The sequence below is a fragment of the Deltaproteobacteria bacterium genome (genome assembly GCA_016235345.1).
Taxonomy (GTDB): Bacteria; Desulfobacterota; Desulfobacteria; order Desulfobacterales; family Desulfatibacillaceae; genus JACRLG01.
Genome location: JACRLG010000007.1, coordinates 1 through 26,777 on the forward strand (window position 1 = coordinate 1; position 26,777 = coordinate 26,777).

Genomic DNA, 26,777 nt, shown 5'->3' on the forward strand with positions numbered 1-26,777 from the left:
GAGCGAACTCGCAAGAGAGGCAGCCAGCTAAGGTATGGCCGGTAATTGGGGTGGAGTCGTAACAAGGTAGCCGTGGGGGAACCAGCGGCTGGATCACCTCCTTTCTAAGGAAGTACCCGACTTTCGTCGTCGCTATTCGGTTTTGAAAGATCAGGAAACTGATCTTTGAAAAGTTTTTTTGCGTAAGTGCTTGAAAAGGCCGGGATTATCAACCCCGGCGCTCTTAGCATGAGTCCCGGCAGGGCCTGTAGCTCAGTCTCGGTTAGAGCGCACGCCTGATAAGCGTGAGGTCGATGGTTCAAATCCATCCAGGCCCACCATCAGGGAACGTGCCATCCGAAACATAAAGGACCTGGGGGTGTAGCTCAGTTGGGAGAGCGCCTGCCTTGCACGCAGGAGGCCATCGGTTCGAACCCGTTCACCTCCACCAAATACGCAAAATAACTCTTTCCGGTTACGCCGGAACCCGAAACCAGTTTCGGGATTTGTTCTTTGACAATTCATTGCGCGTGGAAAAAAGCGTTCAATCTCTCTTTATGGCGGACCAATTTGTGGTCAAGCTACTAAGGGCAGACGGTGGATGCCTTGGCGCCAAGAGGCGAAGAAAGACGTGGAAGGCTGCGATAAGCTCCGGGGAGCCGCCTAACAGGCTTTGATCCGAAGATTTCTGAATGGGGAAACCCATCCCGGGTAGTGTCGGGATATCCGTAACTGAATACATAGGTTGCGGAGGCTAACGAGGAGAACTGAAACATCTCAGTACCCTCAGGAAAAGAAAACAATTGTGATTCCCCAAGTAGCGGCGAGCGAACGGGGAAGAGCCCAAACCAGGTACGTGTCAAGCCCGAAAGCGTTGCGTATCCGGTGTCGAGGGACCAATCGGACGGAGTTTCGGATCCGTCGGGAAGTCAAAAATCCGTTACCTAGCTGAAGCATTGAAAATGATGCACCATAGAAGGTGACAGTCCTGTAAGCGAAAGGTATACGGACTTCCTGGGTTGTGTTCCCAAGTACCACGGCTCACGTGGAATCCCGTGGGAATTTAGGAGGACCATCTCCTAAGGCTAAATACTCCTTGGCGACCGATAGTGAACTAGTACCGTGAGGGAAAGGTGAAAAGAACCCCTTCGAGGGGAGTGAAATAGAACCTGAAACCGTCTGCTTACAATCTGTGGGAGGGTTATGGTATTTTTAAGGGCGACCTTCAAAATACCGGCCTGACCGCGTGCCTTTTGCATAATGAGTCAGCGAGTTACTCTGTGTGGCAAGGTTAAGCCGTTAGGCGGAGCCGTAGCGAAAGCGAGTCTGAAATGGGCGAATAGTCGCATGGAGTAGACCCGAAGCCAGGTGATCTATCTATGGGCAGGGTGAAGCGCGAGTAAAATCGCGTGGAGGCCCGAACCAATGTGGGTTGAAAACCGCTTGGATGACCTGTGGATAGGGGTGAAAGACCAATCAAACCTGGAAATTGCTGGTTCTCCCCGAAATATATTTAGGTATAGCCTCGGTGATTAAGTAACGGGGGTAGAGCACTGGATGGGCTAGGGGTCCTACCAGATTACCAAACCTAACCAAACTCCGAATACCGTTAACTTTTACTCCGGGAGTCAGACTGCGGGGGATAAGCTCCGTAGTCGAGAGGGAAATAGCCCAGATCGCCAGCTAAGGTCCCTAAGTGCGTGCTAAGTGGTTAAGGATGTGGAAACGCGTAGACAACCAGGCGGTTGGCTTAGAAGCAGCCATCCTTTAAAGAAAGCGTAATAGCTCACTGGTCAAGTGGGTTTGCGCCGAAAATGTATCGGGGCTCAAGCACGCCACCGAAGCTGCGGGATTCACTTTCGAGTGAATCGGTAGGGGAGCATTCTGTACAGTCAAGGGTGACCGTAAGGACATCTGGTTTGTACAGAAGAGACCATGCTGACATGAGTAGCGAAAAAACGGGTGAAAAACCCGTTCGCCGTAAACCCAAGGTTTCCTGGGTAAAGTTAATCTTCCCAGGGTTAGTCGATCCCTAAGCCGAGGCCGAAAGGCGTAGGTGATGGAAAACAGGTTAATATTCCTGTACCACCGGGATATCGTTTGTACGAAGGGGGGACGCAGGAGGGTAGGCCAGCCGGCGGATGGAAGTGCCGGTTCAAGCCCGTAGGCTGAGAAGGCAGGCAAATCCACTTTCTCACTAGGCCGAGAGGCGAGCTACCAGAGACTTTGTCTCATAAAGTGGCTAATCCCATGCTGCCAAGAAAAACCTCTAAGGAGATGTCCAGGTGATCGTACCGCAAACCGACTCAGGTGGGTGGGGAGAGCATCCCAAGGCGCTTGAGAGAATCCTGGTTAAGGAACTCGGCAAAATGACACCGTAACTTCGGGATAAGGTGTGCCCTCATTAGGTGAAGAAATTTACTTTCCTAGCCAAAGGGGGTCGCAGAGAAACGGCGGTAGCGACTGTTTACTAAAAACATAGGACTCTGCAAAGTCGCAAGACGACGTATAGGGTCTGACGCCTGCCCGGTGCTGGAAGGTTAAGGGGACGGGTTATCTTCGGAGAAGCTCGGAACCGAAGCCCCAGTAAACGGCGGCCGTAACTATAACGGTCCTAAGGTAGCGAAATTCCTTGTCGGGTAAGTTCCGACCTGCACGAATGGCGTAACGACTTCCGCACTGTCTCAACCAGGAACTCAGCGAAATTGTAATGACGGTGAAGATGCCGTCTACCCGCGAATAGACGGAAAGACCCCGGCACCTTTACTATAGCTTGACATTGGGTTTTGAAACTGCATGTGTAGGATAGGTGGGAGGCTTTGAAGCTGGGACGCCAGTCTCGGTGGAGCCAACCTTGAAATACCACCCTTGTTGTTTTAGAGCTCTAACCTCGATCCCGTAAGCCGGGCGAGGGACAGTGTCTGGTGGGTAGTTTGACTGGGGCGGTCGCCTCCTGAAGAGTAACGGAGGCGCGCGAAGGTTCCCTCAGGCTGATTGGAAACCAGCCGTAGAGTGTAAAGGCATAAGGGAGCTTGACTGCGAGAGAGACATTTCGAGCAGGTACGAAAGTAGGTCTTAGTGATCCGGCGGTTCTGAATGGAAGGGCCGTCGCTCATCGGCTAAAAGGTACGCCGGGGATAACAGGCTGATCGCATCCAAGAGTTCACATCGACGATGCGGTTTGGCACCTCGATGTCGGCTCATCACATCCTGGGGCTGGAGAAGGTCCCAAGGGTTCGGCTGTTCGCCGATTAAAGTGGTACGTGAGCTGGGTTTAAAACGTCGTGAGACAGTTTGGTCCCTATCTTTCGTGGGCGGAGGATATTTGAGAGGATCTGTTCCTAGTACGAGAGGACCGGAACGGACGAACCCCTGGTGATCCTGTTATCGTGCCAACGGTATAGCAGGGTAGCTATGTTCGGAAAGGATAACCGCTGAAACCATCTAAGCGGGAAACCAGCCTCAAGATTAGATATCCCTTTCATGCTTCGCAAGGAGCATGGACTAAAGACCCCTTGTAGACTACAAGGTTGATAGGCCGGATGTGTACGCCCAGTAATGGGTTCAGCTTACCGGTACTAATCGGTCGTGAGGCTTGACCACATTTCCTCCATAAGGCGAGAGTGAACGCTTTTTTCTGCGCGCAAACAGAATTGTCAAGGTGAATATGACATAAAGGTTTCCGGTGGCTACAGCGGAGAGGCCACACCCGATCCCATCCCGAACTCGGAAGTTAAGCTCTCCAGCGCCAATGGTACTGCACGGGCAGCTGTGTGGGAGAGTAGGTCGCCGCCGGAATTTAATACGAATGGCCCGCAAATCGAAAGGTTTGCGGGCCATTCCTGTTTTATGGCCCCGCCGCTTGACCCCAATCCCCCCGGAGGAGTATTTTATATGCATGATGTCATCATTCCGCGCGGTTCAAGGAGACCCCGCCATGCTCACGAAAAGCGCAGTGAAAGCCAAAGACCTTGATACTGTCAGCAGGCTTAAAAGCCTTTTGCAGGAAAAGGTAAGGCTTCACGAAGTGATACTTTTCGGTTCCAGGGCGCGAGGAGATGCCGAACCCGATTCCGACATGGACGTTTTGGTTATTCTGAATGAGCCTGTAACAAGGCTTAGGCGTAAGGCTTCAGAAGGCATGGGAGGCCGGGTTTGACGCCGGTCTTGTTGTGGTGCCGGTGGTTGTGTCCCGCGATGAATGGGAAAACAGTCCTCAAAGGTCTTCTCTTCTGGCCATTGCCGTGCATGAGGAGGGAATGCGGATACGAAGGATGACGACGAGAAGATTCTTGTCCGTTATCGTCTGGAAAGGGGGAAAGGTCCGGCAGTTGTCGGCTCTATACTCTGATTCTGTTTTGCCTTTTCCTTTAAGGCAATGCTGAGGTTGCGGGCGGCGTCCGGGTAATCGGGCCTGATTTTAAGGGCGGCCCGGAAAAGTTGTATGGCCGGATCCGTCTTCCCGGCGGCAAGGTACACGCCTCCAATGCTGTTCACGGGCTCGGCCCTGCCCGTATTGAGTTCATGAGCCTTCATGAGGTGCATGAGGGCGTCGTCATAGAGTCCCATCCGCGCAAGGGCGTTGCCCAGGTTGAGCTGGGCTGTGTAATTGCCAGGGCCGGTGACAAATATTGTATGGCTGAAAAGAGTCGCCCCATTTTTCCAGTATCCAGTCTGCATCCAGGCAGAAAATCCAAGCCCGCAGATTATAGCCGCCGAGGCTAAGGCCACCGCCTTTTTGTTGACCGCAGATATCTTCAAAAATTCCCCGAAGGATACAGCCACAGCCAGATACAGGCCAATGAAGGTGAGATAGGCGTAGCGATCAGCCACCAGGTAGTCGCCTATGATGAAAATACCGCTCACCGGGAAAAGCACGCCGCAGAACCAGAACCAGCCCGTGAACAGCCAGGGGGCCTTTTTGATGTATTTCAGCGCGACCAGGCTTATTGCCAAAAGCAGGAAAAGAGCACCCATCCATTGCAGTGCCGGGGCCGTGGCCGGGTAGGGGTAGCACACCGCAAGGTCCGTGGGTATGACCATTTTTCTTAGATAGGTGGCGTATGAAATTAAGGTGTTCAGAAGGCGAAGGGACCAGGGAATGGAATCCATGGAAACCCAGGCGCCGCCTTTTTTCTGATAGACTATCGCTCCCGCGCTCACCAGGGGAGTGAGCAGAAGAAACGGAATTTTTTCCACTGCAAGCGCCCGAAAACTTTTCCAGCCCCGCCCCATGCGCGAAAGCGGCCAATGGTCGAGCAGGAGCAGCAGAAAGGGAAATGTTACTAGCATGGGCTTTGACATGAGCCCCAGCACAAACAGCACCAACACCAGGATATATTTTTGCCAGGAGGGATTTTTTGCGTAGCGGGCGTATGCGATGAGAGAGAGCATGAAAAAAAAGCCGCACAGCAGATCCTTGCGCTCGGCCACCCAAGCCACCGATTCCACGTGTATGGGATGCGCTGCGAAAAGGGCGGCAACAAAAGCGCTTTCATACTTTCTTCCGGTAAGCATCCTGAGTGCCGTGAAAAGAAGAAGCACATTGGCCAGATGCAGGACCAGGTTGGTGCAATGGAAGCCGCCCGCGTTCACGCCCCAAATCGAGAAATCCGCCATGAAGGACAGCCAGACCAGCGGAATCCAGTAGTTGGGAACCAGGGTAGCCCCGGTAAAGGCGTACTTTACGCCCTCCCATGTAAGCCCGTTCTGCGCTGTGGGATTATCGAGGGTGTAGAGATAATCATCGTAGTTGACGAAATCAAAACCTGCGGTCTGCGAGTAAATAAGTAAAACAAGCACCGAAAGCAGAATATAAAAAAGAATTATGATTTTTCCTTCTTTGGAGTCCGTCATTTTTATTCCCCTTCGGGTGTCGCGGCATTTTAAAAGGCGTCGCAAGCATGAGGGTTCAGGAAAAAGAGTTTATAATCAGTCGTTTTCCCATAATAGTACCGCATGGCTGATGCACAGGCCACATAAAAATGACAACGGCGGCGGTCGGCTGACATGCCCGGACAGGGCTTTCCCAGGGGCGCTGCCGGGCCGCGTAAAATTTGCTTCCCCCTGGCCACGGCGAGAGTGTAAATTTATCTATAAAATTCATCTTCACAACCTGTTGGCGAAGAATCCGCAAAAAAAGGGGGGGGCGATGTCCGAGAAAAGCATATTCGGCGTTCATCACATCAACTGCTGCACGAACATGCCATGGGTGGGCGGGCTTTTCGACGGGCAGGCACCCGCCAGGGTAATATCGCACTGCCTGCTGGTGGAATCCGACCGGGGACTGGTGCTGGTGGATACCGGAATAGGCGCGGACGATATGAAACGCCCCTCGCGCCTGGGCGTCATGCGATTTGTCAACAGGCCGCGTCTGGACCCTGGCGAAACCGCCCTCATGCAGGTCAGGAAACTGGGCTTTAACCCTGATGATGTCAAAAACATCATCATGACCCATCTCGATCTGGATCACGCGGGCGGGCTCCCGGATTTCCCGAAAGCCAGGGTCCACGTGATGAAGCCGGAGCACGAGGCGGCTATGAGGCCCAAAGATATGAAGGAGAGGGAACGGTATCGCAAGGCGCACTGGGCGCACGGGCCCGACTGGGTTGTTTATGATGAGCGATACGACGAGCCCTGGTACGGATTCGATGCGATAAGGCGTCTGGACGGGCTTCCGGTCGGCATGGTTTACGTGAGGCTTCCGGGCCACAGCGCGGGGCACTGCGGGGTCGCAGTTGAAACGCCCGGCGGATGGCTCCTGCTTGCGGGGGACACCTATTATTATCATGAACAGATGATGGATGAGCCGCGCACTCCGTTTCTGGTCCATCTGTTTCAGCGTCTGGCGCACAAGGATTTTGGGCAGGCCCGAAACACGAGGGAAAAATTGAGGGCGACCCTGATCCAGAACAAAGACAGGCTGAGGGTGGTTTCGAGCCACGACAGGAAAGAGTTCGAGGAACTGTCGGGAACGCGGGTAAAGTAAACATTCAAAGCCAGGGGGAAACCGTGCATGAGAATATGAAAAGCCCCGCAATTCCAGCCCTCATAGTGTTTTCCTTGATGGCCCTTCTTGTTTGCCTGGGCGGATGCGGCTCCTACCCGCTTTCGCCTGACCCCGATCTTGGGGCGCGGGCGGAGTCAGGGCCGTTTTCGGGCGGCATCGACTCATTTTTCGCCTACAGCGCGGGCTCCGATGTTCTCATCCGCCGCATCCAGAAAAAAGGCCGCATCCGCATAAAAGACGCCTGCGAAGGGCCGGTCCTGGCCGTCGCGGTGAGCCCAGGGGCGAAGCTCCTTGCCGCAGCGGGAGGGGGAGGCGAAATCCGGCTTTTCGACATATCGGCCATGTCGGGCCTGGGCGCAAAAAGGCCGAAACCCGCAGGCTCGCTTTCCGGGGGTGTGCCGAAGATTTCCGCCCTGGCCTTTTCATCGGACGGCAAAAGGCTCCTGGTTTTGGGGCAGGAGACCGCCGAGCTTTGGGACACGGTTTCCAAGAGTGCCGTTGGCCGCCTGGATGGACCGCTGCCCGAAACGGGCTCGTTTCTGCTTTACGCGCGGGAATCGGTGATAGGGGCCGCAGGAGCCCGCCTGGAGTACGTGAAAAACGACAACGCCGTGGAAAGGGGAGGGTTCGAGAATCCGCCCCTTTTGACCGACGCGGTGTCCGGCCTGACCCTTGCCACCTTCGGAAAGCCCTTCTCGGAAAGCTGGGGGCCGGGCGGGCGCTTTCGGGGCTATGCCGACGGGAACGATATCCTTATATGGCGGCTGTGCCGGGCGGCGACGTGCAGGCCGGGTCCGGTCCGGGACCGTACCATTTCCCGGCTGAACCGTTTCGCTGCAACGATGTCCGCATAAACCCGGCAGCCGCCAGGGCCTGCTGTCGTTTCAAGGCCTGCTCCGCGCGGCTTTTGCCTGGGAGCGCGGGCGCTCCCGGGCTGGGGCGCGCAACAAATTTTCCGTTTCGCTCAAAAATTGCCTGGAACCGCGAAAGCCTATAATTCTCTTACATTTTCTTCCTTTTCCTCGGCCTCCATCTGATCCCGGTATTTCCTCGCCCAGATATCGGGAATGGTTTCCTCAACCTCCAGAATGGACCTCCAGGCGATCTTGAAGCCTGAAAAAATCTTCATCAAAACATCCTCGCCGGGAGCGAGCCACAGGCAGTACCTGGTGTTATTCTCCACGTTGTAAAAGGTGCGGAGCCAGGTGGCGGATTCGATCTCCGCCATTTTGGACCAGTTTTCTTCAACCTTGTCCCAGCTCATGCCGGGATCCCTGTGGACCACCATGAACTTTTTCAATGCCTTCATGTTGACCTCCTCTCAGGATTATCACAAAGTGAATACGCACCTCGCCCAAGGGCGAGGGCTTCGCTCTCCGGCCAAAGCCGGCGGCGTTTTCCCTAAAGCAGGCTTAAGAAGAAGGACTGTCCTTTGCGGCTGGGATTTCTCCACCGGCATATGGATTTTGACCGGTGGCATATGTAACAGCCTGGTAAGAATTATATCATCTGTCATGTTGCCGCCGCCACAACAAAAGCAGCCATGCGCCCAAAGGGGTCGGCCCCAATACATTTTTCCCGATTGGCCAAAACCTTCTTCACTTGATAGCATGATGCAGACGAAAAAGAAGACGGGGAACACAGGTGATCAAGAAATTGGCGGAAGTGCATGGGAATCGAACCCACCTGGGACGCTTCTCAACGCCCCACACCGGATTTGAAGTCAGTCCTTACTGTATATAATTTCAAGTAGTTATAATCGGTTGGGCGCTTTTTGGACGCACTAAATCTTGAACCCCTTGATCTGCTCCCGAAGGGTGTCCTCCAAAACCTTGGCGTAAATTTGCGTGGTGCCTATGTTGCTATGGCCAAGAATCTTCTGGACCGTCGAGATGGGCAAGCCGGAGGCCAGCATGTGCGTAGCGGCGCTATGGCGCAGGCTGTGGAGGTGGAATTGGTCGGGCAGTCCAAGCTCCCGGATAATGTCCTTCAGGCCGCGAGTCAGGAACTGCTCCATGTAGGTCGTGCTCGCGGGCTTGGGAAATACCAGCCCTATATCCTGGCGCGGCCCCAGGGCTTCGAGGGCTTGCGGCGTCAGCGGTACGAGGCGTTCTTTTTGGCCCTTTCCGGTGATCCTGGCCATGTCAGAGCGGACATTTTCCCACCGAAGGTTGATTATTTCCCCGCGTCTGCACCCGGTCCACACGGCAAAGGTCAGCATCCGCCCCAAAAGCGGGCTACGTTCATGTGCCTTTTCAAGCACGGCCATAATCTGCTCCGGGCTCAATACCTGCGGTAGCGGTTGAGGTTCCCGGACCATTTTCACCCGGACGGGTTTTTCCAGGTATTCCACTTCATAAGCAGCGTTCAGCGCGGCCCGGATATGGCGCAGATACGAATTGACGCTGGCTTTCGAGTTGCCACGGGCAAAACAGACGCCCACAAACTCGTCAAGCCGTTGCTTGGTGATGGAGCGCAAAAGGATGTTTCCCCCTATCGCCTCGCCCAAAAGCCGCAAGGAAAGTTCGTCCTTTTCAAGGGTTTTGGGCGACAGGTGGCCCCGGCCAGCGAGATATTCGTCCTTCCATTCCAGAAGCGTAATTCGCTCGCCCTTTGGAAGCTGGAACAGCGCAGCTCCTCGCCGGGCCTCTTTTTCAGCGAATTTTAACGCGGCTTGGGCCTCGGCCTTGGTAATTTTGCCAAGGGATTTTTTGTGATCGTGGTCTATTTGGAGATACCACCGGCCATTTTTGTGGAGGAAGATACGCATGTGGCCATTGTTAGCACGGGGAGTATGAGAGTAACAAGGGGTCATTTCGCAAGACGCCGCTTGATTTTTTCTTGCAGCCCACGCGCTACGGCCTGGAAGTTGTCCGCCTGCATCCTGTGCCACTGGTCAAGGCTTTCTGTGTTGACAAACCACGTTCCCCTGCCATCCTCGGCGCTTTTATAACCCCGCACGGCACCCGCCTGAATCAACGCCACTATCCGTTTCTCCCCCAAAGAGTATAGTCGGGCCGCCTCACGTACCCGGAGCCACTTGGGCTCCGCTGCCAAGGCCAGAACGCGCACTATTGCCGCTTCAAGGTCTGCGGTTGTTATGGGAACGAGAGCAGGCACCTACAAGACTCCTTTTTTATCGCCGGGCAACAAACAACACCTGCCACTGCGGCACATTCTTGTCGTTGAAACCCAGGAGCCGCGCTCCCTCCGGCATAAGCTTGAACAGATATTTTCCCCGTTCGATCACCGAAGGCGAAAGCTCCGCCAGTCCTCGCCCCGCAAGCCCCTGCATCACCGGCCAGTCACCCTGGCCCTCCCAGGCGTCAAGGCAATTTCTGACCGGTATCGTGCCGGGCCGGATATCGAGCGCCAGGGCGCGCAGCATCACGGCCTTTTCCGCTTCGCTTACGCCCCGCACAAATCGCTCCGTTCGGCCACCGCAAACGAGATCACCCAAACCCAAGGGTTGGTGTCCCACCCGTAGCCGCGCTTGGCGTTTATGCAGTCCCACAGCGCCCTGTAGGCCGATTGCGGGGTATGGTGGATGCAGGCTTCCAGGCTCTTCGGATCGGAAAAATAAGTGACGGTCCAGTTATCCACCCGTTTCCAGTCAATCCCCTCCGCCAGGGCGTCGTCCGCGCTTATATCCTGCACCCGCTCAAGCCGCACGCCGGTCACTTTCAGCGTCAACCGGCAGAACCTCCGGGGCATGAATATTGAGGGTTTCCAGGGAGGAACCGGATGCTGACCCGGAAGTCCCGCCTTAAACAGCACAGACCCATCAGCATGGAGATAAAACGTCTCCTTCACCCACAGCCTTTCGGGATATCCGCTTGCGGCCCAGGCTTTGTCGGAATCCGCCCGCATCTCCTGGAGGGATTCGGGGAGCCATTTCCCGATCCCCTTGAACACCCGCCTTGTCTGAGTCTTCCGGCCCGCAAGAATCGCCTCCATCATGGGCGTTGAAAACAGAATCGGAGATTCGGTCTTGACCCTTATCATTGCCTGTCACCCCCCAATCCTCTATTTGGCCTTTATTCCAACAAAGCAGTTCCGGCGCGTCACCAGCGCACCATCCTGGCAATCGCACTTTTTCTTCTTCACCTTCGGGTTGCTGATAAGCTGGATACCGAACTGCACCTTGCCAAGCGGCCTCAAGCCGCCGTCTTCGCACCATTGGCGGTAAACTTTATACAGGTCGTCGGAAGGGACTTTGTTGTCGGTCCCGAACTCCACAAATTCGTCCAGAAAATCCAAAAGCGGATTCAAGGTGTGCATAAAGTTGTCTGTATCCCGGACGATCTCTGCGTCAAGGTTCACGAATCCCTGCTTCAGTTGCAGCACAAAGGCTCCGTGAAGCATCCAGGCGAATATTCCGGCGGCCTCCTCACGGATCAACCTCTCCGGAAGGTCTCTGTCCTGCTTTTCTTCCGGTATCCGGTAATCAAAATTCAAAACGAGTATCCGGCGTTTGAACCCGTCCGTCTTGTCGGTCACGGCGGGCGGATTGTTCATGGCGAAGATGAACTTGCAGATGTTATGAAATTTTATCCTGCGGCCAAACTTCTCCTCGCCCATTATGGAGTCTCCAGCGATGGCCCGTTTGAAATTTTCGGTGCTCTGGGCTTCCCTGGTTTCAACCTCGCTCGCTACGGACAAAAGCTTTCCCTGCAAATCGAGCACTGCAAATGGCCGGGAAAAGTCGCTAAGGCTTATGGAGCACACGTTGTCGTTGCCAAGAAGCTGTTCAAGCACCGTGATTATCGTGCTCTTGCCGTTCGCGCCGCTCCCGAACATGAAAAGGCTTTTATGGAATTTTGCAGTCGGCATCAGGGTGTATCCGCAGAAAAGCTGCAACAACCCCATCTTTCCCCGGCTTCCCTCGAATATCTCATCCAGAAATTTCAACCACAACGGGCACTTGGCGTACATGTCATACGCCACCGGCAGTTGAACCCGGCTGCCGTAATCCTTGTCGTGCGGCAGAAGAATCTTTTCGCTGATGGAAGGGGCGTCCTCCCGGATTTGCTCAAATTTGTAGTGCGTGAAATCACACGACAGGTCGATCATTCCATTCTTGCAATTCACGAGATGCGGATACACCTCCCATGATAATTCAGGCTTGTTGACCTTGGCCTTTAAGAGCGCCAGGGCCGCATCCAGGTGGCCCGCCTTGCATAAATCCTTCAAAGCCCGGTAGATAATGTTCCTTACAACGTCCTGCTCCAAGATTTGCCACCACCCGCCCATGAACCTATAGAACTTCCCGTCCGTATGCCGGATCGGGTCGAAGTACCGGCCAAGGTATTCGGCCATGCGGCTTTCCACAAAGCTCCCGCGCTTGCGCTTGCCTTCCGGTCCCAGGTCGAAAAAAACGAACGGAGGAATCTTTTCGGGCAGAAGAGTGGGAAAGGCTTCCCAATCCACCCGCGACACCTGGGTCTCCGGGTCGTAGGTGATGAACTGCGCAACCAGCGCCATGTTGCGGGTTTCGATTTCGGATTCAGAAGGTTCGGCGTCGTTGCCCGACCGGTCCCTAAGCTTCCGTTTCTTGCGTTCCGGCTTCCAGTTCGGGTCGTAGCCTTCGCAGAATTGCGCCAATGAGTCGTTTCCTGAAATGGCGTTCCTGGCGTCTTTCCAGGTCCTTGACTTGCAGCTTTGGTGGAAACAGGCGTAAGTGAGGTACGGCTGGTTTGGGCTCAGAATCACGGCGGGCTTGCCGTCCGCGTGACCGGCGTCGAAGATGCAGTTTTCAAGCAAGTAAAAGGTGGAGGCCCCCTCAACCTTCACGCCCTTGAGCGGTACGCCATAGTGGGCAAGGTAGCGTTCCACGTCCACCGGCCCAAGATTGCCGTCCTGGGGCAGGCTTTTGGTCCGGGCGGGCGGTAAGCGCGGCCTCTGCTGGCCCTTGCCTTTTTCAGCCGGGGCCATGCCCGCCAGCTTTTCCAGCACCTCGCGGGGCGTCACCGGGACATCGGCAAGAGTCAATGGACTTCCCTGAAACAAAAGGCTTTGGCGGTGCGGCCTCTCCGGGGTGTTGTCGCCCTTGCAGGCCCGCGTTCCATAAAGCTTCCATATCCGCGCCGCGTTGGCCACGGTTACGTCGATCTTGACGCCATTACCCTTGAACCGGTCCGCCAGGGCGGCCAGGGACCGCGCAATGAGCCCATTGGCCCGCCCGGAAATCTCAGGCTCGTTGGGAAGGTCCGGCAGGCGGTAGTTCAGGTGATACCCGTTGCCGCTCATGGCTTTCACCGGCGTGGCGAATCCGGTTTCGGCCATGAACTCGCTCACCTGTTTGCCAAGTTCCTTTGCGAGTTCGAGTTCCTCCGGGCTCGCCGAAATGCCGCTTGAACGCTCCGGGTCCAGGTCCACCAGAAGCCAGCGGATGATGGAAATATCGGTGTCGCCGGTAAGAGGCTGATCCTTGGAGGACTGGTAGCCCACAAGGTGGTTTGCGGCCCGGCTCAAAAGCTCCGGTTTGCAAGGGTTGGGCGTGAAATAAATGCCCTTGGGCGGCTTGTCGAGCCCGGCCATCATGGCCGCAGCCCTGCCGAAATCGCTTGCGTTGTCGAAATATCCGTAAACTATACCGGTGAAGGCCGCGCTGTCCCAGGCCCTGTGAGTCCTCTGGGGAACGGCGAGCACCCTTATTTCTGTGACTTCGCCCGGATTGAAAAACGTCCGGTAAACCTGATCCAGTTCAAAGCCCATAATGAGAAACACCCGTAAGAGAAAGGTTTCCGGCCAGCATCAAAATTGAATTTCACCCCTGCCGCTCGCCATGGAAAGCCGGAGCGATAAACCCCGGTCCCGGCGCAAGGCGTCCGCCACGTCAACGGCCCTGGCCTTTTCCCCGAAAATCTCCGTGAGCCATTTAAGGCCCGCCATCACGTTTCCGTTAATGGCGAACCCGCCCCGGACCCTGGTTTCCGCTATTTCAGACGCTTCCATTTGAAGCCTCCTCTTCCGGCCACACCACATCCACCGGCCCGCTGTACCGTTTGTGCAGGTCCACAAGCGCCTTGTGAACATTCCTCTGAAAAACGATGCTGGTGTCCCGCACCCCATCCGCCGCCAGGAAGGTTTTCTTGGGAGGCAGAATCCGGATTTCCTTGTAGGGTTTCACTTCATGCACGTAGATTTCATAAGTCCACGCCAACTTTCCAACCACGTGCCCCAATCTCAGGACAGACGCATAGGCCACACAGTCCAGAAGGCACCGGTCCGCCACCACGATGTCGTTTTGGGCGCAAAGGGAAAGTTCCCTTGAAAGCTGCTGGCCGAAAATCCAAAGCTGGCCTTCCGCGCCCCCCTTGCGGTTGATGGGATAAGGGCACTCGCGGGCGACTTCGCTCAAAAAGCCGATTTTCGCCCCGGGGTTTTCGAGCTTGAGCTTCACAGCAAGCGCATGCGCCGCCGTGGTCTTGCCGGTCCCGTGGGAGCCGGAAAATGCGATTATCTTTCCCAAGTTCATTCTCTCCCCATTTCAAGCCACGTTTTCACCCGCAGGCAGGCTTCCACAAGCTCGCCGATCTCCCTGATGCAGGCCCCGCGTTCGCCATCGGTGATGAACCCGTCGCTTATGGCCCTGGCGAAGGATTCCGTGGCCTGGGCAAATTCAAGGGCCATGGCGCTTAAACCCTTTACAAGATTCTCCGGGCTGCCCCAGGGCCGCCCCGGAACAGGCACCGTCACCCGGTTGAATATGGCGTTAATCTCCTCCAGGGGCCGCATGTCGCCCGTCTTTGCCATGATCAAAATCGCGGTTGAGAGCCCCAGCTTGTAGGTCGGCTGCCTGGAAAGCTCGTTGGCGAGCGCCGAATAGCTCTTGTCCACTTCCGGCGCGAGTCTCTTCATCCCGAAGGTTTTCGCCGCTATTTCCAGGGCGTCGAAAACGTCCTCCAGCTTTGCAAGTTGCGGTGTTTCGGCCATAACAACCTTTCTTCGGTTTTCTGATGGATTCTTGAAGGTTACGGGCGTAGGCTCCTTTAAGACGTAAAAAGGAACGCCGCGCAGGCGCGTTTTAAAGGAGCCCGATGCAGCTAACGCCCGAAACCGCCCTTCTCCGCGAGCATTTCAAGGCCCTCTTCCATCCATCGGAGGATGCCGTCCTTTTCCTCCTCAAAATGGAAATGAAGGGGCGTCTCGAAGTCTTCCGGCAGGCTTACGGGGAAGCTCACAAGAATCATTTTTCTCGTGATGGAGGTATCCGCGTCCGTGGGCGGCTCCTGGAAAAAGCATACGATCTTCGCCCGCGAGCGGAAGCTTATGCGCGGCCGCATTTTCGCCTCGGCGGTGATGAAATCCCCGGTTACAAGCCTGAAAAATTGTTCGACATGCTCGCTGTTCCGGGGAAGCTTGCCCCGGTAGCGCGCCAGCCACGCATTGCGGAACGCCATGCGGCCGAAGCAGGAAAAGGCGATGACGTCAATTTCGATGGTCTTGTCCTCGCCCGCCGCCATGGCCATCACCCTGAAAACCGCGCCCGTGGCCTCCGCATCGCCGCAAAGCGCCAGAAACCGCTCGTACCGGCAGTGGTCCGCCAGCACGTACCCGCAGAACATTTTAAAATCCTCCAGGCTTTCGGCCTTGTCCTCGAACAGCTTCCCCACGAATCCTTCCCAAACCGGACACTCGCCCATCGTCTTTCCTTTCGTGTTGTAAATATTAAAAAATCAGTTGATTGCGCTCTGAAAAGTGCCAAATGCAGGCCAATGACGGCCAACAAATCCCCGCTCCAATCCGGTCAGCGTGTCCGAGGAGTTTTTGGGAACGCCTCCCCTACAATCTGTTCATGTAAACCTTCTCCAGCTCCTCCGGCTGGACGCAAAGGTAGGCCAGGGTTTGCTCCTGGCTGGAATGACCGAACGCCGCCATCAAAACAGGTATGCTTTCGCCGAAGGTGACCCTTGCATGATACCCCCAGGTTTTGCGAAGCGTGTGGCTTCCGTAGTTGCCTTTAAGGCCCACGGCACGGCACCAGCCTTTCACGAGCCGGTGAACCGAAGGCACGGTCAAGGGGCCTCTGATGCCCCGGAACAGCCTTTCCCCATCATTCCCGCCGCAGGCCGCCAGATAAGAGTTCACGGAATCCGTAACGGCCTCGTTCAGGGTGATGTGGCGCTTGTTGCCGGTTTTCTTCTCTTTCAAAAGAAGCCCGTCGCCCGGCATTTTGCCGCGCACCTGACCTATGGTGAGCCTCAAAAGGTCGCTCGCCCGCAGGTTCGTGTTGACTCCGAAGGTGAAAAGGCACAGATCGCGTGGCCGGTCGGCCAGAAGCCGCTTTATGGCCTCGATGTCCTTCTGCCCCCGTATCGGCTCCACCGTTATCCGGTCGCCCTTTTTCGGATGATTCAGGTTCCCGTCCATTCAAAATCCCCCCGCGCAAGCCTCCGCCTGGGCGTCCGCCATTTCGTTCAACCGCCGGACCCTTTCCCGCTCCGCCTTCTCGATCGCCGCCCGAATCTCCGCCGGCGAACCCTCAAGCCACACAATGGGATCGGTTCCCGTGGCAGCGGCAAGACGCTTGGCGGTTGGCCACGATGGGCGGGCCTTGGCATGAAGAATCAGGCTAAGATGCGCGCCTGTAATTCTTGCCCCTTGCGCAATTTTTTTATGGTCTCCGTGTTTCATGGGGTAATAATGAAAAATAATTTAATTTTAGTCAAGCAAAAAGATTAAACTATACTTAGTATTAAATTCTTTTTAATTTACTCCGTATATGATAAATAATTACAATCTATTATCCTCTATTCATACACATCACTACCGATCTAAAGGTGAGGATCACTATGAATCCCAACGCCGAGATCATCTATTCCTATTTCATAGCTGCGTTGCGGGAAATGGCCGAAAAGGAAGGCCGAGGCATACAGGTCACCTGGGCCATGGAGATTGAAAGGACGCCTACAGCGGTAAACCAAATTCTAAGCGGAAAAGCGAAGGCAGGATTTGCGGCGCAGGTGGCCTTAGCGGGTGCATGTGGCTATAATTATATTGATTTTTTGGTTTACGGTAGAAAGATACTTGAGAGCGATACCCTACCAAATACCGAGGACAAGACCCAACAATTGCCACCAGACTTGCTGAAAAAATTGGCAAATCTTGATTCCAGGCGTCTTAAATCCCTGAATGCCTGGATTGATGGCCTTGGCTTTGACCAAGCGCTTATATCAAAGCTGACATCATTGGATCGGCGGGGTATACAATTTTTGTCAACGTGGATGGATGGGTTTCTGGCGCGCGAACAAGTCGAACCTAAAGCGTCCTGAATATAAGACTACAAAACTTCCTCCCCTTCTGTCGTTAAGTACCATTTAACAATTAAATGATATTTAAATATGCTCAGAGCATTTTTTCCCCAAAAAATGCCCTCGAAAAACCATGTTGTTGTTAAGCGCAATTTAATAATTAAAGGGAATTTAACAAAATTCGAGAAAAGCGGTGCAAATTTTTCTGGCGAACCGGGACAAATTTTGTTAAATACCATTTAATAATCAACAACTGGATGTGCATGAGCCATTTTGCCGGACTATCAGCCGGAGAAGCTCACACGCCTTGACAAATGGGACCGGCAGGCAATTGACATTTGGCTGGACGGCTACTTGGCGTGCATGAAACATCAGGAAGAAAGACCGGACTTCATATAACCGCTTTAGGCTGCTTTTTGGACTACGCACACAGAGTTAACAAAGCATGGAAATAGTTTATTGCTGTCTAAATTATATAAAGCATCTCAGGCGGTAATTGATTCACAGTACAAGGAGAAACCATGTCTCACACTTTTACAAATTTGGCATCTAAGGTCTTCCCCTCGGATGCGAATAAAATCTGTGCTGAAAAAATTCCGCTAATGCATACTGTTAGGTCTGCGGACGGAATTAACCGACTAATAGATATTTTTAAATCGGGTAGATTAGGCGGTGTTGACATCTGTCAACGTGTATCCACGAACAGTGCTCAGCAGGAATTAGGAATTCCTGCCAATTCAGCATATTTTTATGCTGGTAGAGTATTCCCAGACGATTTTGATCCTCCGGCATGCTTTCTAATAACAGGCGAGCTTGAATCTGAAGCGGATTCCGGAATAGGAGGCAAGCCTCCATTTGTAGGCGGCGGGGCGGTTCCTTTTGATTCTGGAGGCTTGGCAACCGACAAGCTCAGGCTTTGGGAATTTCAGAAGACCCTTGCTCAAACCGACAAATTGAATTATTTTAAAGATCATTCGGTCACGCTGGAAAAATGGCGTGAATACTTTTCTTTATTCGTGGAAGAATTTTTCAGCAATCCCGAAGGGTATTGGGGGAGCAACCCTGCAAAAGCTATAGATAATGTCACCTTTGAGCCTGAAGACGATTGGCGCAACTGGTCGTTTGAAATTCATTCCTCAGCCCCGGTTGGCTTTGAGAACGCCGAAGTGGTTTTTGTTGGTGAGAATGTTTTAAACACGCTCCAAGACGAGTTGGTTAACATGCCGCAGCTGGCATCCCTAATGGGAAAATTTCAAGTTTGCACTTTTTTGCAGGTTGATGCGCTAAACGAAGCTAAAAGACTATCCTGTAACTTGTAGGGGATTAAAATGGGCAAGCTTCGACTTGAGGGGATTAATGGCATACCGTTAGGTGATGCAGGCCTTCTTGCGCCTATTTTTTCCTATGACGAAGGCTTTTTTCAAGCAGGCGATACCAGGGGTAAAAGTTTTTCGAAGGAACATCTCCTTAACGCCTTTGGGTCGGGAGGAGCCTTTCGGGCTCAGCCGAATAAACTAAATAAAGAATATGCAGAAGGGGAAATGCGCTCTTTGGATATGGTGACATTTCGTTATGCTCTTCCTGCAATAATTATATATATCGCAAAAGACTTATTAAAGTCTTTTATAGAAAAAGATGAAGTGCATAGTCTTGTATTACAAAGTCATGGAAAAATACTTAAGCTTTCGTCTGATGTCACTTTCGAACATAAGGCGTTTGATTACTATTTATTTAAGCGAAAAGATGCTATCTCTTTTACTGCTAAATTTATCGAACAAGCCGCCAAGGCTATAGACAGAGAATTGATTGAGCGTCTAAAAAGCTTAAATGCCAGAGAGAATCTTATTTCAGGTCAGAACGATTCAATCTATAGGCTTGCTCAAGTCATGCACAATCTTGCAGGTGCAGAATCTATATACGAAGCGGTGAGGTACAAAAGCTTCTCAATACTTTTTGGGCCGAATGCTAAAAATTTTCGCATTTGGCTGAGATCATTTTTGACCCGCTCCGACATCGCCAAGCTGTACCTGCCACAAAGTGCAGACCATTGGTTTGATGCAGCACTTGGACTCTTTGACAACGCAGAAATGAAACTTAAAAAAGCTATGCATAGAAGGAAAATTGGTTACACTGCAACATTGAATTATCTGTCAGGCTATTCCCATCCAATGATTATGGGTAGCTCTATAAAAGGATATCTCCGCGACTTAGCTAATGATCATTCCATTGTTTTTACTCAAAAGGAACGGATAAAATTTGATCCACTGGCAATAGAAATAACAGGAGCAAGTCAGCCTTTTCTTGCAAAGCAGCATGCAAAAATATTAGTTGAGTATAACAAGAGTTCGTTGTTTGAAACACAGGATACCGATGATACACCTATTGAAGAAAAGATAGAGCAACTCTATAAGCAACCAACCTTAGAACAGGCAACACGTCATTAAAGGAGATTTCTATGTCTCAGATTTCTGTTGAAAATGATATTGCCGAATTGGTAAAGCTATCCTCCCAAGAAGAGGGCAGAATCAAATCTATTCTACAAACCGAAAAGCCACAACGGGAAATTTTAGAAAATGAAATACCTGGTTTTTTCTTTCGGCTTCTATTTATCTATAAGTTAATTATAGATAACGGTGGGATAGACAACCTGGAAAAGGCGACTATCCCAACAGTTATGCCTTTATTTAAATGGATTAATGACAAACTTCCTAATGTATTAAGCATGCCAGGGTTTAATGAAGTCTTAGCATATGCAGAAAAAGTTCATTCGCCAAAAATTAGAAACGATTTAAATGCTAATGCAACACGTGAAAAAATTATCGCTCAAAAAATGGGTAGTACAACTACAATGCATGCTATTGAATTGTTAAATTGGAAATATACTCCGACACTAAGAATTTTTTTTATGAATGAAGATGAAATTCTTTTTGATTCACATAACGGATGGGGCGAATGGCTTTATGTTGCTGGCAGCATAATAAAATTTATTTCAAATCATGCAGAAAGGCTAAACGGGTTGATACCTGTTTGGGCAAGCTTACAACAAAATATTTTGCAAGATAATATTCAAAATCTCAAGAATGAACTTGAGATTTTTGAATCGGTACTAAAAGCCAACTCTGCTCCACAACCTATTGAGCCACCAAAAAGCAAGCGAAGAAAACGAAAAGCTGATCAAAGTAAAAGAGTAGGGCGTTAATGAAGGTAAGCATTTTTCACCTCGTCCTAAACTCCCTAAGCTTCGTATTCTCCACCAGCCTATCCAGCGTCTTTGCCGTGAAGACCTTGCCACGGGTTGCCAGAATCATTTTCTTCATGTCCTCCCGGCGCACACCAAACCCACGTCCGCCGATGCAAGCTATCACCTCGTATTTGGGCGAGTCCTTTGTGCGCCCGTCCCGGCTCAGTTGGCCCAGGTGCTGAATGCGGGTCACCTTGTCCCTGGCTGTCCCGTCGTCTTCGGTGATCTTGGCCTCAATTATAATCTGCGGATTGAATTCGCTGGGGATTATGAAGTCCGGCGTTTGGTCGAACCCATCTATTCGTTCAGCCCGCTTTGTCTTGCGGAAGCTGATCCCGGCCTGGGACAAAACCTCTTCAATAGCCGATTCCAGGCTGTCTCCAACCAATTCGCTCACGGAATCACGATGGCCAGCAAAGGGCCTTCCAAGAAATCTTTCGTAAAGCAGCATGGCGTATGGCGCGCCCATGCCCGCAAGATTGGAGATGCTTTCAAGCCCTCGCTTTGTGTCCGCCTTATCCAGCCTGTGTAATTGTTTGGCACCCACTTCGGGTGCGCCTTCCGAAAGCAACCGGCAGGCAGTATCCACAAGGGCGGCAAGGCGTTCTTTCGTCACCCCGTTGGCGCTTATCGGCGTTTCGGGCGACATGCGGACTTTGCGGTCAAGGCTGCGTACAAATCCCTGATCTATTTTAACACCGGTTTTCTGGCTTGTCACATAAGCCCACTCCGGCGGGGTGAATCCAAGCATGGTTCGCAAAACTACTAAAACGATGGGCTCCGCAATGGTCACGACAAGAACGTCCGCCGGTTCAAACTTGGCAAATCCTTTGGAAGCGGCTTTAAGCGCCTCGTAACCCCGCTCGAAAACGGGGTATTCAACGAAACCCAATCCCTTGGGCATAATAAGGAATTCCGATTCAAGACAGGAAAAAACGGCGTCAACATAGCTTTCCGGGTCTTTCAGAATTTCATCGAAAGAGGCTTCAAAAGGAAACATTGGCATATAAAAGTCCACGATCTCCAAGGGGTTCATTTCCAACTGGCACATGGGAGTCAGGTAGGGGGCTTTCCATGTTCTTAAGGTGACGGCTCACTTCCGGCCATCCTCCAAAGTCGTTCAGCCAAGCATCTACGACTGCAATTTTTTGATTCGTTTCCGCAGCCTTGTCCCAAAAGTTTCGCAGATTCCATATCGCCAGCCTCACAAGATGCCCATAGCCTATGCAGCGGGTGTCCCCCAATGAGGGCTTGACATTGCCTTTCCGCAGTTCTTCCAAATCCTCATTCACCAGCGCCGCGACGCCTTCCGGCGAATCGGGCAGTTTCTTTTCCGAAACCGCCCCGGAGGCGCGGCAAACGAAGACGGTATCAATAATTGATGAACCGGTTCCGTTGATATGAATTGAAGCGCCCATCTCAGCCGGACACGGCAACGTGGCCGAGCAGGTCAGGCCGGAGTCAAGGATTGCCACGGCCACCGGCAGATATGCGTCCATGTTGTTGTGATGATAGGTAAAGGCCAGCGGGGCGCCTGGTTTAAGTGCAGCGGCCATCTTGCAGAATACCGAGGAAAGCCCTTCCGTGAAATGGTCAAGGCCCCGGCCCATATCAATATTTCCGGTCAACTCCTGTGCGTTTCTTGTTGATTCCTTTTTGAACGATCCAATTTTTTCGCCCACCAGATTCCGAAGCCACACGTAACAAAAATCCATCAGCTCCGCATATTGAACGTTGCCGAAGTAAGGCGGGTCCGTGAAAACCGCATCAAGTGAGGATTCCGGCAGATCAACATCGGCGGCATCCCCGCAGAAAATGTTCACCGAGCGGACCTTGCCGTTCCCGGAGCCGTTAAGTGTGTCGCCGATCCATTCGCCGGATGTTCGCACGACTTCCTTCTTGCTTCCCTTGTGTCTCATCTCGAAGGGCGCGTCGCAAAAGGATTTGGCTTTGCGGTATTTCTCGGTAACGTTTTTCCAGCCGCCGCTTCCCACGCACATATTCTTGTCAGGGTCCATTATTCCAAGGAAATTGGATTCGCACTGAATAAGGCCGACAGGAAAACCATGCACGGAAAATATATCCAGGGACTTAAGCGCCATGGAATCATAGCGGCAAAGCATGTTCTGGTAACGCAGAAGATCAGAAAAATTGGTGGCCAGGGCGTTTCTCACGCGCTCGTTTGAAATCCGGGATATGAATCTGGCTGAAAGCTCAAGGCCCAACAACTGCCTGTGGTTGAACATTTCGCGGTAGCGCCTGTATCCCCACCTGTGAAGGCGGTTGGTCTCATCCCCGGATGGAATTTCGGCGTCAGGCACATAAGAGGCGAGCGTAGAGCCCCACCTTTCTTCGGCTTCTCTGGCCTTTCTAAGGTCTTCCCTGTCGGGAACCTTGAAAAACCGCCCGGCGTGGCCGCTCTTGCACAAGGGACAATGATATTCCATTGCATACAGGCGGTGCTTGGGTGCGCCACGTTCGGCCTGGGGAAAATGGTTTTCCGTTTGGCAGTTTGGGCACCTGCATTTGTTCCGGCTTGCCGGGCCGCTGGTCAAAAGCATGTCGCCGCAATGGCCGCAAATGCCTGGATTGTTTTTATCTTCGGTTTCGGTCAATTGCCCGCAGGAGGCGCAAACGAAAACATTTTTTGGGTGCCGCGCGTCAATGGAAAGAATGTAGCCCGGAAAAAGGTCAATCTCTTTGGCGCATTTTTCGCATTCAATGGTTTTGACCCACAGGAAGTATTTTACGGAGGCGTCGGGATTACCGCAAATAGTGCATTTTGTCCGGTACAGCCTGCCGATTTCCCTTTCAAGCTCCCCGCGCAAGGCTTGCGCTTCAACATCGTAGGCTTCAAGGTCAAGGTGTTCGATTTCCTGTTTTACAATCCAGTAGGACATGGGATTGATGTCAAACCCGATAACGTCGCACCCGATGCGGTTGGCTTCCAAAAGAGGAGTACCGCCTCCCATGAATGGGTCGGCAATTCTCAATCCCGAAAAATCGTTGGAATCGTAAAATGCAACTTTGAGCGGAGTTTTTGAGAACTCGGAAAGCAGAAGCCCACGAAAGAGGGTGCCGGGCCTGCGGGCGAACCACTTGTGAACCCCGATTATGGGGCGATAGTTCTGCTGAATCTGCTTTTCCCTAAGGGCAAGGTCCGCAATGAATCCTATGTCGAAATTCTTCTCGATCACCTGACAAATTTCCCGTTTATAATTTTTTCGCAACGCCTGCGCCTTTTCCCATCTGATACCACATGGCGCATTTTGTCGCTATCCAATTTTTCCGCCAGCGACCAAGCCTCTAAAAGCCAAGCCGAATGTCCCCGCCAATGTGGAAAACGAACTTTGAGGAATGAATCTAATTCTTGCCTTGGCCTTGTTTTTGTTTTACTCTGCACAAAACACATCACATGGGTAGTATAGGCCACTACTGAGGCTGGCACCAGGAATTGGGTAGGCGCGGGTTTGGGGTCCCATAGCGCTATCCGTCGGGGTGAGGAGGCCAGGAGGAATCATGAAACTTAAGACTGTGCAGGTAAGGATGTTTCGCAACATCCTCGATTCTACGGTGGTAAAAATCGATGACAAGGTTACCTGTCTTGTTGGTAAGAATGAATCAGGTAAGAGTGCTTTTCTTAACGCGCTGTGGCGGTTAAAGCCTGCTCGCACGAACCCGACATTTTACATTCCAGATCATTACCCGGCTTGGCTCGAAAAGAGGCACAGAAACGAGGGGATAAATCAAAAAGATGTCACCCCCGTAGAAGTATGTCTTGAATGGGAGCCAGCAGACGTTCAGCACATTGAGAAAAGGTTCGGCCAAGGGGTGGTGACATCAGGGACAGAGTTGCGGCTGTGGAAAAGCTACGACAACAAATTTCGCTGGGATAACGGTTGTAGCGAAGGACAGGCCGTTAAAAATTTTCTCAGCAAGTGCAGTTTGCCGACTAAAGCAAAGTCAACATACGCAGCTTTTTCGGATTTCGAAGCTCTCGAGACAAAACTATCCGAGGATATGGCTAAAAGCGCGGAAGCTCCAGATGACCTAAAACTTTTCAGCAACGCACAGGCTGCACTAAAGGCCCTGTTTGGTAAGAATCAGAGTTTCGACCAAACGACCTGGGAAGTGGCTGCGCCCAGGTTACCTGAGTTTTTCTACTTTGCGGATTACAGCAAGCTTCCTTACAGTGTGAAGATTGAGCGCATACTTAAGGAGAGCAATCTTGATGATGGTGAGGCAACTGCGCGTGCACTTCTGAAGTTGGGAGGCACCGAAGACGAGTACATGCTAAACCCGGATTACGAGCGCCGGAAGCGCGAATTAGAGAACGTCGCGAACGTGCTTACGAATGACATAAACACCTACTGGTCGCAAAATCCGGATCTCCGAGTTCAGCCCGACATCACGCAGCAGACAGTACGCAACAATCAAGGTCATCAATCCGTTCTTGATGAAATGAGGCTACGCATCTGGGATAACCGACATTTGTTGTCCCTACCATTTACAGAGCATTCGGCAGGGTTTCAGTGGTTCTTTTCCTTCTTGGCCGCGTTTTCAGAATACGAACATAGAGATCCGCCAGTTGTTATTCTGCTCGATGAGCCTGCTGTGGGGCTGCATGCGAAAGCTCAGGCCGACTTCCTCCGCTTCATTGAGGAGCGCCTGACTAAGCGTTGTCAGGTTATTTACACTACGCACTCGCCTTTTATGGTGCAGCCCGGCAAGTTGGAACGCGTGCGCCTTGTTGAGGATTGTGGCAAGGAGATAGGTGCTGTCCTATCCAGTGATGTATTGAGCCGGGATCGGGATACGTTGTTTCCTTTGCAAGGCGCACTTGGATACGACTTGGTACAGCACCTGTTCGTCGCTGAGCACAATCTCGTTGTCGAGGGAACGTCAGACTACGCTTACCTCAAGCTGCTATCCGATTTTCTTGAGGAAAAAGGACGGACGAGCCTTGACCCTAAATGGAGTATCGTTCCTGTGGGCGGGGCGGATTTAATCCCTACATTCGTCGCCTTGCTCGGCAATCACCTAAAGGTGACTGTGTTGGTCGACTCACGTAAGGAAGGCAACCAGCGTCTTGAGCGCATGGCGAAGGATGGTTACCTGGAAAAGCAGCGAATAATTATTGTCGGTGATGTACTCGGTCGAAAGGCTGGCGACATTGAAGACTTTTTTGAAGTGGACGAATACCTCAAACTCTATAACAAGGCATTTGGAAAATCGCTTAAGGCCAAAGACCTGAAAGGCGACGACGCGATTGTGGCCCGAATTGCTAGATTCGAAGGTGTAGGCCGATTCGACCATGGCCGTCCAGCCGATTATCTGTTGCGGGAGCGGATCTCGGTGTTGCCAAAGCTGAGCGAAGAGACATTGGGACGCTTCGAGAATTTGTTCAAGCGTATCAATATAACTCTTGGGGAGTAGTATGACTAACTCACACTACAATTTTATTATTTCCGATGCGAGTTTGAGTCATACTCATGATCATTTTCGAATTGTTTTGAATGGCTCCAACACTTTTTCGGTTTTGAATAATTAGGGAGTTAAAAAATGGGAATTGATCTCATTATGATGCTGGGTTCAGGTATACTTACAACTATCGCTGGCCTAATAGCTACAATGATATTTCGTAAAAGAATTGAACAAGAAAATATTCAAAAGAAAAATATTGAATTCATAGCAGAAGCGGTTAGTGCAAAAGCATCTGAAGCTCGCTCTAATGTTATTGCAGCACTAGCTTCTAAACTTCCTGAAGGGAGAACACTAAAAGAAATCGAGCAACTTCTTCAAAGTAGTATAAATATCGGAGGGGATCTCATAATAACTCAAGCTGATAGCGAGGAAGGAAATTTTATACAGGATTTGGTTAATAGCTATCATCAACAAGCTCTCTCGCAAGCAAAGGTGCAATTTTGGTTTAGTGTTTTTGCTGCAACAATAGGGTTTATATTTATTCTTTATTCATCTTCATCAATTACAGTTCAATATCCTTCAAGTTTCATAAAGATTATGCCTGGTGTAATCATTGATGCAGTTGCCTTACTGTTCTTTCGTCAGGCTGAACAAACGAGAGAAAGAGCAACAGCTTTATATGACAGACTGAGATCTGATAATCAGATGCTTAAATCTCAATCTTTAGTAGAAAGCATCGAGGATATTCAAATACGCAGTGCAGTGAAAGCCCAAATCGCTCTGCATATGGCAGGCTTACGCCCAAAAGAAATAGACCTGCCGACTTTCATGAGTCCAAATGGCTCTGAGAAGCATATAAGCTCCTGAT

The 26,777-nt window shown here is 52.0% G+C and carries 24 protein-coding genes, 2 tRNA genes and 3 rRNA genes; 15 read left to right on the top strand and 14 right to left on the bottom strand.

Going from position 1 to position 26,777, the window contains the following annotated elements:
- The 6 genes from HZB23_03360 to HZB23_03385 form a co-directional block, all read left to right on the top strand.
- Window positions 1-111: ribosomal RNA gene (locus HZB23_03360) — 16S ribosomal RNA — on the top strand; the annotation flags it as partial.
- 130 nt (window positions 112-241) lie between these two features.
- Window positions 242-320, top strand: a tRNA-Ile gene (locus HZB23_03365).
- A 34-nt stretch (window positions 321-354) separates the two neighbouring features.
- Window positions 355-430 (top strand) — tRNA-Ala (locus HZB23_03370).
- Between the two features lie 122 nt (window positions 431-552).
- Window positions 553-3,587 (top strand): 23S ribosomal RNA (locus HZB23_03375).
- Window positions 3,588-3,660: 73 nt separating this feature from the next.
- Window positions 3,661-3,777 (top strand): 5S ribosomal RNA (gene rrf / locus HZB23_03380).
- A gap of 139 nt (window positions 3,778-3,916) precedes the next feature.
- Window positions 3,917-4,138 carry a nucleotidyltransferase domain-containing protein gene (locus tag HZB23_03385; protein MBI5843693.1) on the top strand — a complete coding sequence of 74 codons (222 nt, stop codon included), beginning with the start codon at window positions 3,917-3,919 and terminating at the stop codon, window positions 4,136-4,138.
- 140 nt (window positions 4,139-4,278) lie between these two features.
- Here the strand turns inward: HZB23_03385 and HZB23_03390 are convergent, their stop codons facing one another.
- The gene (locus HZB23_03390; protein MBI5843694.1) at window positions 4,279-5,835 is read right to left on the bottom strand and encodes a tetratricopeptide repeat protein; all 1,557 of its coding nucleotides are present in this window, start codon (window positions 5,833-5,835) and stop codon (window positions 4,279-4,281) included.
- Window positions 5,836-6,130: 295 nt separating this feature from the next.
- Here HZB23_03390 and HZB23_03395 point away from each other — a divergent pair, with 295 nt between their 5' ends.
- Window positions 6,131-6,967, top strand: a complete 837-nt coding sequence (locus HZB23_03395) for an MBL fold metallo-hydrolase (protein ID MBI5843695.1) — start codon at window positions 6,131-6,133, stop codon at window positions 6,965-6,967.
- A gap of 23 nt (window positions 6,968-6,990) precedes the next feature.
- Window positions 6,991-7,842, top strand: a complete 852-nt coding sequence (locus tag HZB23_03400) for a hypothetical protein (protein ID MBI5843696.1) — start codon at window positions 6,991-6,993, stop codon at window positions 7,840-7,842.
- A 137-nt stretch (window positions 7,843-7,979) separates the two neighbouring features.
- Here HZB23_03400 and HZB23_03405 read toward each other — a convergent pair whose 3' ends face one another.
- The 11 genes from HZB23_03405 to HZB23_03455 all read right to left on the bottom strand — a co-directional run bounded on the left by HZB23_03405 (window position 7,980) and on the right by HZB23_03455 (window position 16,363).
- Window positions 7,980-8,297, bottom strand: coding sequence for a DUF4242 domain-containing protein (locus HZB23_03405; GenBank protein ID MBI5843697.1), 318 nt, complete (start codon window positions 8,295-8,297; stop codon window positions 7,980-7,982).
- A 474-nt stretch (window positions 8,298-8,771) separates the two neighbouring features.
- Complete coding sequence (locus tag HZB23_03410) at window positions 8,772-9,758, bottom strand: tyrosine-type recombinase/integrase (protein MBI5843698.1); 987 nt, start codon at window positions 9,756-9,758, stop codon at window positions 8,772-8,774.
- Between the two features lie 41 nt (window positions 9,759-9,799).
- Window positions 9,800-10,108 (bottom strand): hypothetical protein, encoded by a 309-nt coding sequence (locus HZB23_03415; protein ID MBI5843699.1) that lies wholly within the window; start codon window positions 10,106-10,108, stop codon window positions 9,800-9,802.
- A 16-nt stretch (window positions 10,109-10,124) separates the two neighbouring features.
- Window positions 10,125-10,409: a hypothetical protein gene (locus HZB23_03420; GenBank protein MBI5843700.1), complete on the bottom strand. Its 285-nt coding sequence runs from the start codon at window positions 10,407-10,409 to the stop codon at window positions 10,125-10,127.
- The gene (locus HZB23_03425; GenBank protein MBI5843701.1) at window positions 10,397-10,993 is read right to left on the bottom strand and encodes a hypothetical protein; all 597 of its coding nucleotides are present in this window, start codon (window positions 10,991-10,993) and stop codon (window positions 10,397-10,399) included. Before HZB23_03425 ends, HZB23_03420 begins: the two co-directional genes overlap by 13 nt.
- Before the next feature lie 21 nt (window positions 10,994-11,014).
- Complete coding sequence (locus HZB23_03430) at window positions 11,015-13,705, bottom strand: hypothetical protein (GenBank protein ID MBI5843702.1); 2,691 nt, start codon at window positions 13,703-13,705, stop codon at window positions 11,015-11,017.
- A gap of 39 nt (window positions 13,706-13,744) precedes the next feature.
- A complete protein-coding gene (locus tag HZB23_03435; GenBank protein ID MBI5843703.1) occupies window positions 13,745-13,945 on the bottom strand; it encodes a hypothetical protein in 201 nt (66 codons plus the stop codon).
- Window positions 13,932-14,468, bottom strand: a complete 537-nt coding sequence (locus HZB23_03440; GenBank protein ID MBI5843704.1) for an AAA family ATPase — start codon at window positions 14,466-14,468, stop codon at window positions 13,932-13,934. Before HZB23_03440 ends, HZB23_03435 begins: the two co-directional genes overlap by 14 nt.
- Window positions 14,465-14,926: a hypothetical protein gene (locus HZB23_03445; GenBank protein ID MBI5843705.1), complete on the bottom strand. Its 462-nt coding sequence runs from the start codon at window positions 14,924-14,926 to the stop codon at window positions 14,465-14,467. The genes HZB23_03440 and HZB23_03445 overlap by 4 nt, the downstream gene beginning before the upstream one ends.
- A 110-nt stretch (window positions 14,927-15,036) precedes the next feature.
- Complete coding sequence (locus HZB23_03450; protein MBI5843706.1) at window positions 15,037-15,606, bottom strand: hypothetical protein; 570 nt, start codon at window positions 15,604-15,606, stop codon at window positions 15,037-15,039.
- Window positions 15,607-15,775: 169 nt separating this feature from the next.
- Window positions 15,776-16,363 (bottom strand): tyrosine-type recombinase/integrase, encoded by a 588-nt coding sequence (locus HZB23_03455; protein MBI5843707.1) that lies wholly within the window; start codon window positions 16,361-16,363, stop codon window positions 15,776-15,778.
- A gap of 422 nt (window positions 16,364-16,785) precedes the next feature.
- Here HZB23_03455 and HZB23_03460 point away from each other — a divergent pair, with 422 nt between their 5' ends.
- The 4 genes from HZB23_03460 (at window position 16,786) to HZB23_03475 (ending at window position 20,443) form a co-directional block, all read left to right on the top strand.
- Window positions 16,786-17,265, top strand: coding sequence for a hypothetical protein (locus tag HZB23_03460; GenBank protein ID MBI5843708.1), 480 nt, complete (start codon window positions 16,786-16,788; stop codon window positions 17,263-17,265).
- 500 nt (window positions 17,266-17,765) lie between these two features.
- Complete coding sequence (locus HZB23_03465) at window positions 17,766-18,563, top strand: hypothetical protein (GenBank protein ID MBI5843709.1); 798 nt, start codon at window positions 17,766-17,768, stop codon at window positions 18,561-18,563.
- A gap of 9 nt (window positions 18,564-18,572) precedes the next feature.
- Window positions 18,573-19,688: a hypothetical protein gene (locus HZB23_03470; GenBank protein MBI5843710.1), complete on the top strand. Its 1,116-nt coding sequence runs from the start codon at window positions 18,573-18,575 to the stop codon at window positions 19,686-19,688.
- Between the two features lie 11 nt (window positions 19,689-19,699).
- Entirely contained in the window at window positions 19,700-20,443 is a 744-nt protein-coding gene (locus HZB23_03475) for a hypothetical protein (GenBank protein MBI5843711.1), read from the top strand.
- A gap of 16 nt (window positions 20,444-20,459) precedes the next feature.
- Here the strand turns inward: HZB23_03475 and HZB23_03480 are convergent, their stop codons facing one another.
- Together HZB23_03480 and HZB23_03485 are read right to left on the bottom strand one after the other, a co-directional pair.
- Window positions 20,460-21,491: a hypothetical protein gene (locus tag HZB23_03480; protein MBI5843712.1), complete on the bottom strand. Its 1,032-nt coding sequence runs from the start codon at window positions 21,489-21,491 to the stop codon at window positions 20,460-20,462.
- Window positions 21,472-22,587 (bottom strand): hypothetical protein, encoded by a 1,116-nt coding sequence (locus tag HZB23_03485; GenBank protein MBI5843713.1) that lies wholly within the window; start codon window positions 22,585-22,587, stop codon window positions 21,472-21,474. The genes HZB23_03480 and HZB23_03485 overlap by 20 nt, the downstream gene beginning before the upstream one ends.
- A 309-nt stretch (window positions 22,588-22,896) precedes the next feature.
- Here HZB23_03485 and HZB23_03490 point away from each other — a divergent pair, with 309 nt between their 5' ends.
- The 3 genes from HZB23_03490 (at window position 22,897) to HZB23_03500 (ending at window position 26,776) form a co-directional block, all read left to right on the top strand.
- Entirely contained in the window at window positions 22,897-23,529 is a 633-nt protein-coding gene (locus HZB23_03490) for a hypothetical protein (GenBank protein MBI5843714.1), read from the top strand.
- Window positions 23,530-24,004: 475 nt separating this feature from the next.
- Window positions 24,005-25,921 (top strand): AAA family ATPase, encoded by a 1,917-nt coding sequence (locus tag HZB23_03495; GenBank protein ID MBI5843715.1) that lies wholly within the window; start codon window positions 24,005-24,007, stop codon window positions 25,919-25,921.
- 126 nt (window positions 25,922-26,047) lie between these two features.
- Entirely contained in the window at window positions 26,048-26,776 is a 729-nt protein-coding gene (locus HZB23_03500) for a hypothetical protein (protein ID MBI5843716.1), read from the top strand.
- The last annotated feature ends 1 nt before the right edge of the window (window position 26,777 follow it).

Bases quoted from the DNA above. Each gene is read 5' to 3' on its own strand.
- HZB23_03385 (MBI5843693.1), top strand. From the start codon at position 3,917: ATGCTCACGAAAAGCGCAGTGAAAGCCAAAGACCTTGATACTGTCAGC.
- HZB23_03390 (MBI5843694.1), bottom strand. From the start codon at position 5,835: ATGACGGACTCCAAAGAAGGAAAAATCATAATTCTTTTTTATATTCTG.
- HZB23_03395 (MBI5843695.1), top strand. From the start codon at position 6,131: ATGTCCGAGAAAAGCATATTCGGCGTTCATCACATCAACTGCTGCACG.
- HZB23_03405 (MBI5843697.1), bottom strand. From the start codon at position 8,297: ATGAAGGCATTGAAAAAGTTCATGGTGGTCCACAGGGATCCCGGCATG.
- HZB23_03410 (MBI5843698.1), bottom strand. From the start codon at position 9,758: ATGCGTATCTTCCTCCACAAAAATGGCCGGTGGTATCTCCAAATAGAC.
- HZB23_03425 (MBI5843701.1), bottom strand. From the start codon at position 10,993: ATGATAAGGGTCAAGACCGAATCTCCGATTCTGTTTTCAACGCCCATG.
- HZB23_03430 (MBI5843702.1), bottom strand. From the start codon at position 13,705: ATGGGCTTTGAACTGGATCAGGTTTACCGGACGTTTTTCAATCCGGGC.
- HZB23_03435 (MBI5843703.1), bottom strand. From the start codon at position 13,945: ATGGAAGCGTCTGAAATAGCGGAAACCAGGGTCCGGGGCGGGTTCGCC.
- HZB23_03440 (MBI5843704.1), bottom strand. From the start codon at position 14,468: ATGAACTTGGGAAAGATAATCGCATTTTCCGGCTCCCACGGGACCGGC.
- HZB23_03445 (MBI5843705.1), bottom strand. From the start codon at position 14,926: ATGGCCGAAACACCGCAACTTGCAAAGCTGGAGGACGTTTTCGACGCC.
- HZB23_03455 (MBI5843707.1), bottom strand. From the start codon at position 16,363: ATGGACGGGAACCTGAATCATCCGAAAAAGGGCGACCGGATAACGGTG.
- HZB23_03460 (MBI5843708.1), top strand. From the start codon at position 16,786: ATGAATCCCAACGCCGAGATCATCTATTCCTATTTCATAGCTGCGTTG.
- HZB23_03465 (MBI5843709.1), top strand. From the start codon at position 17,766: ATGTCTCACACTTTTACAAATTTGGCATCTAAGGTCTTCCCCTCGGAT.
- HZB23_03470 (MBI5843710.1), top strand. From the start codon at position 18,573: ATGGGCAAGCTTCGACTTGAGGGGATTAATGGCATACCGTTAGGTGAT.
- HZB23_03475 (MBI5843711.1), top strand. From the start codon at position 19,700: ATGTCTCAGATTTCTGTTGAAAATGATATTGCCGAATTGGTAAAGCTA.
- HZB23_03480 (MBI5843712.1), bottom strand. From the start codon at position 21,491: ATGCCAATGTTTCCTTTTGAAGCCTCTTTCGATGAAATTCTGAAAGAC.
- HZB23_03485 (MBI5843713.1), bottom strand. From the start codon at position 22,587: ATGGCGCTTAAGTCCCTGGATATATTTTCCGTGCATGGTTTTCCTGTC.
- HZB23_03495 (MBI5843715.1), top strand. From the start codon at position 24,005: ATGAAACTTAAGACTGTGCAGGTAAGGATGTTTCGCAACATCCTCGAT.
- HZB23_03500 (MBI5843716.1), top strand. From the start codon at position 26,048: ATGGGAATTGATCTCATTATGATGCTGGGTTCAGGTATACTTACAACT.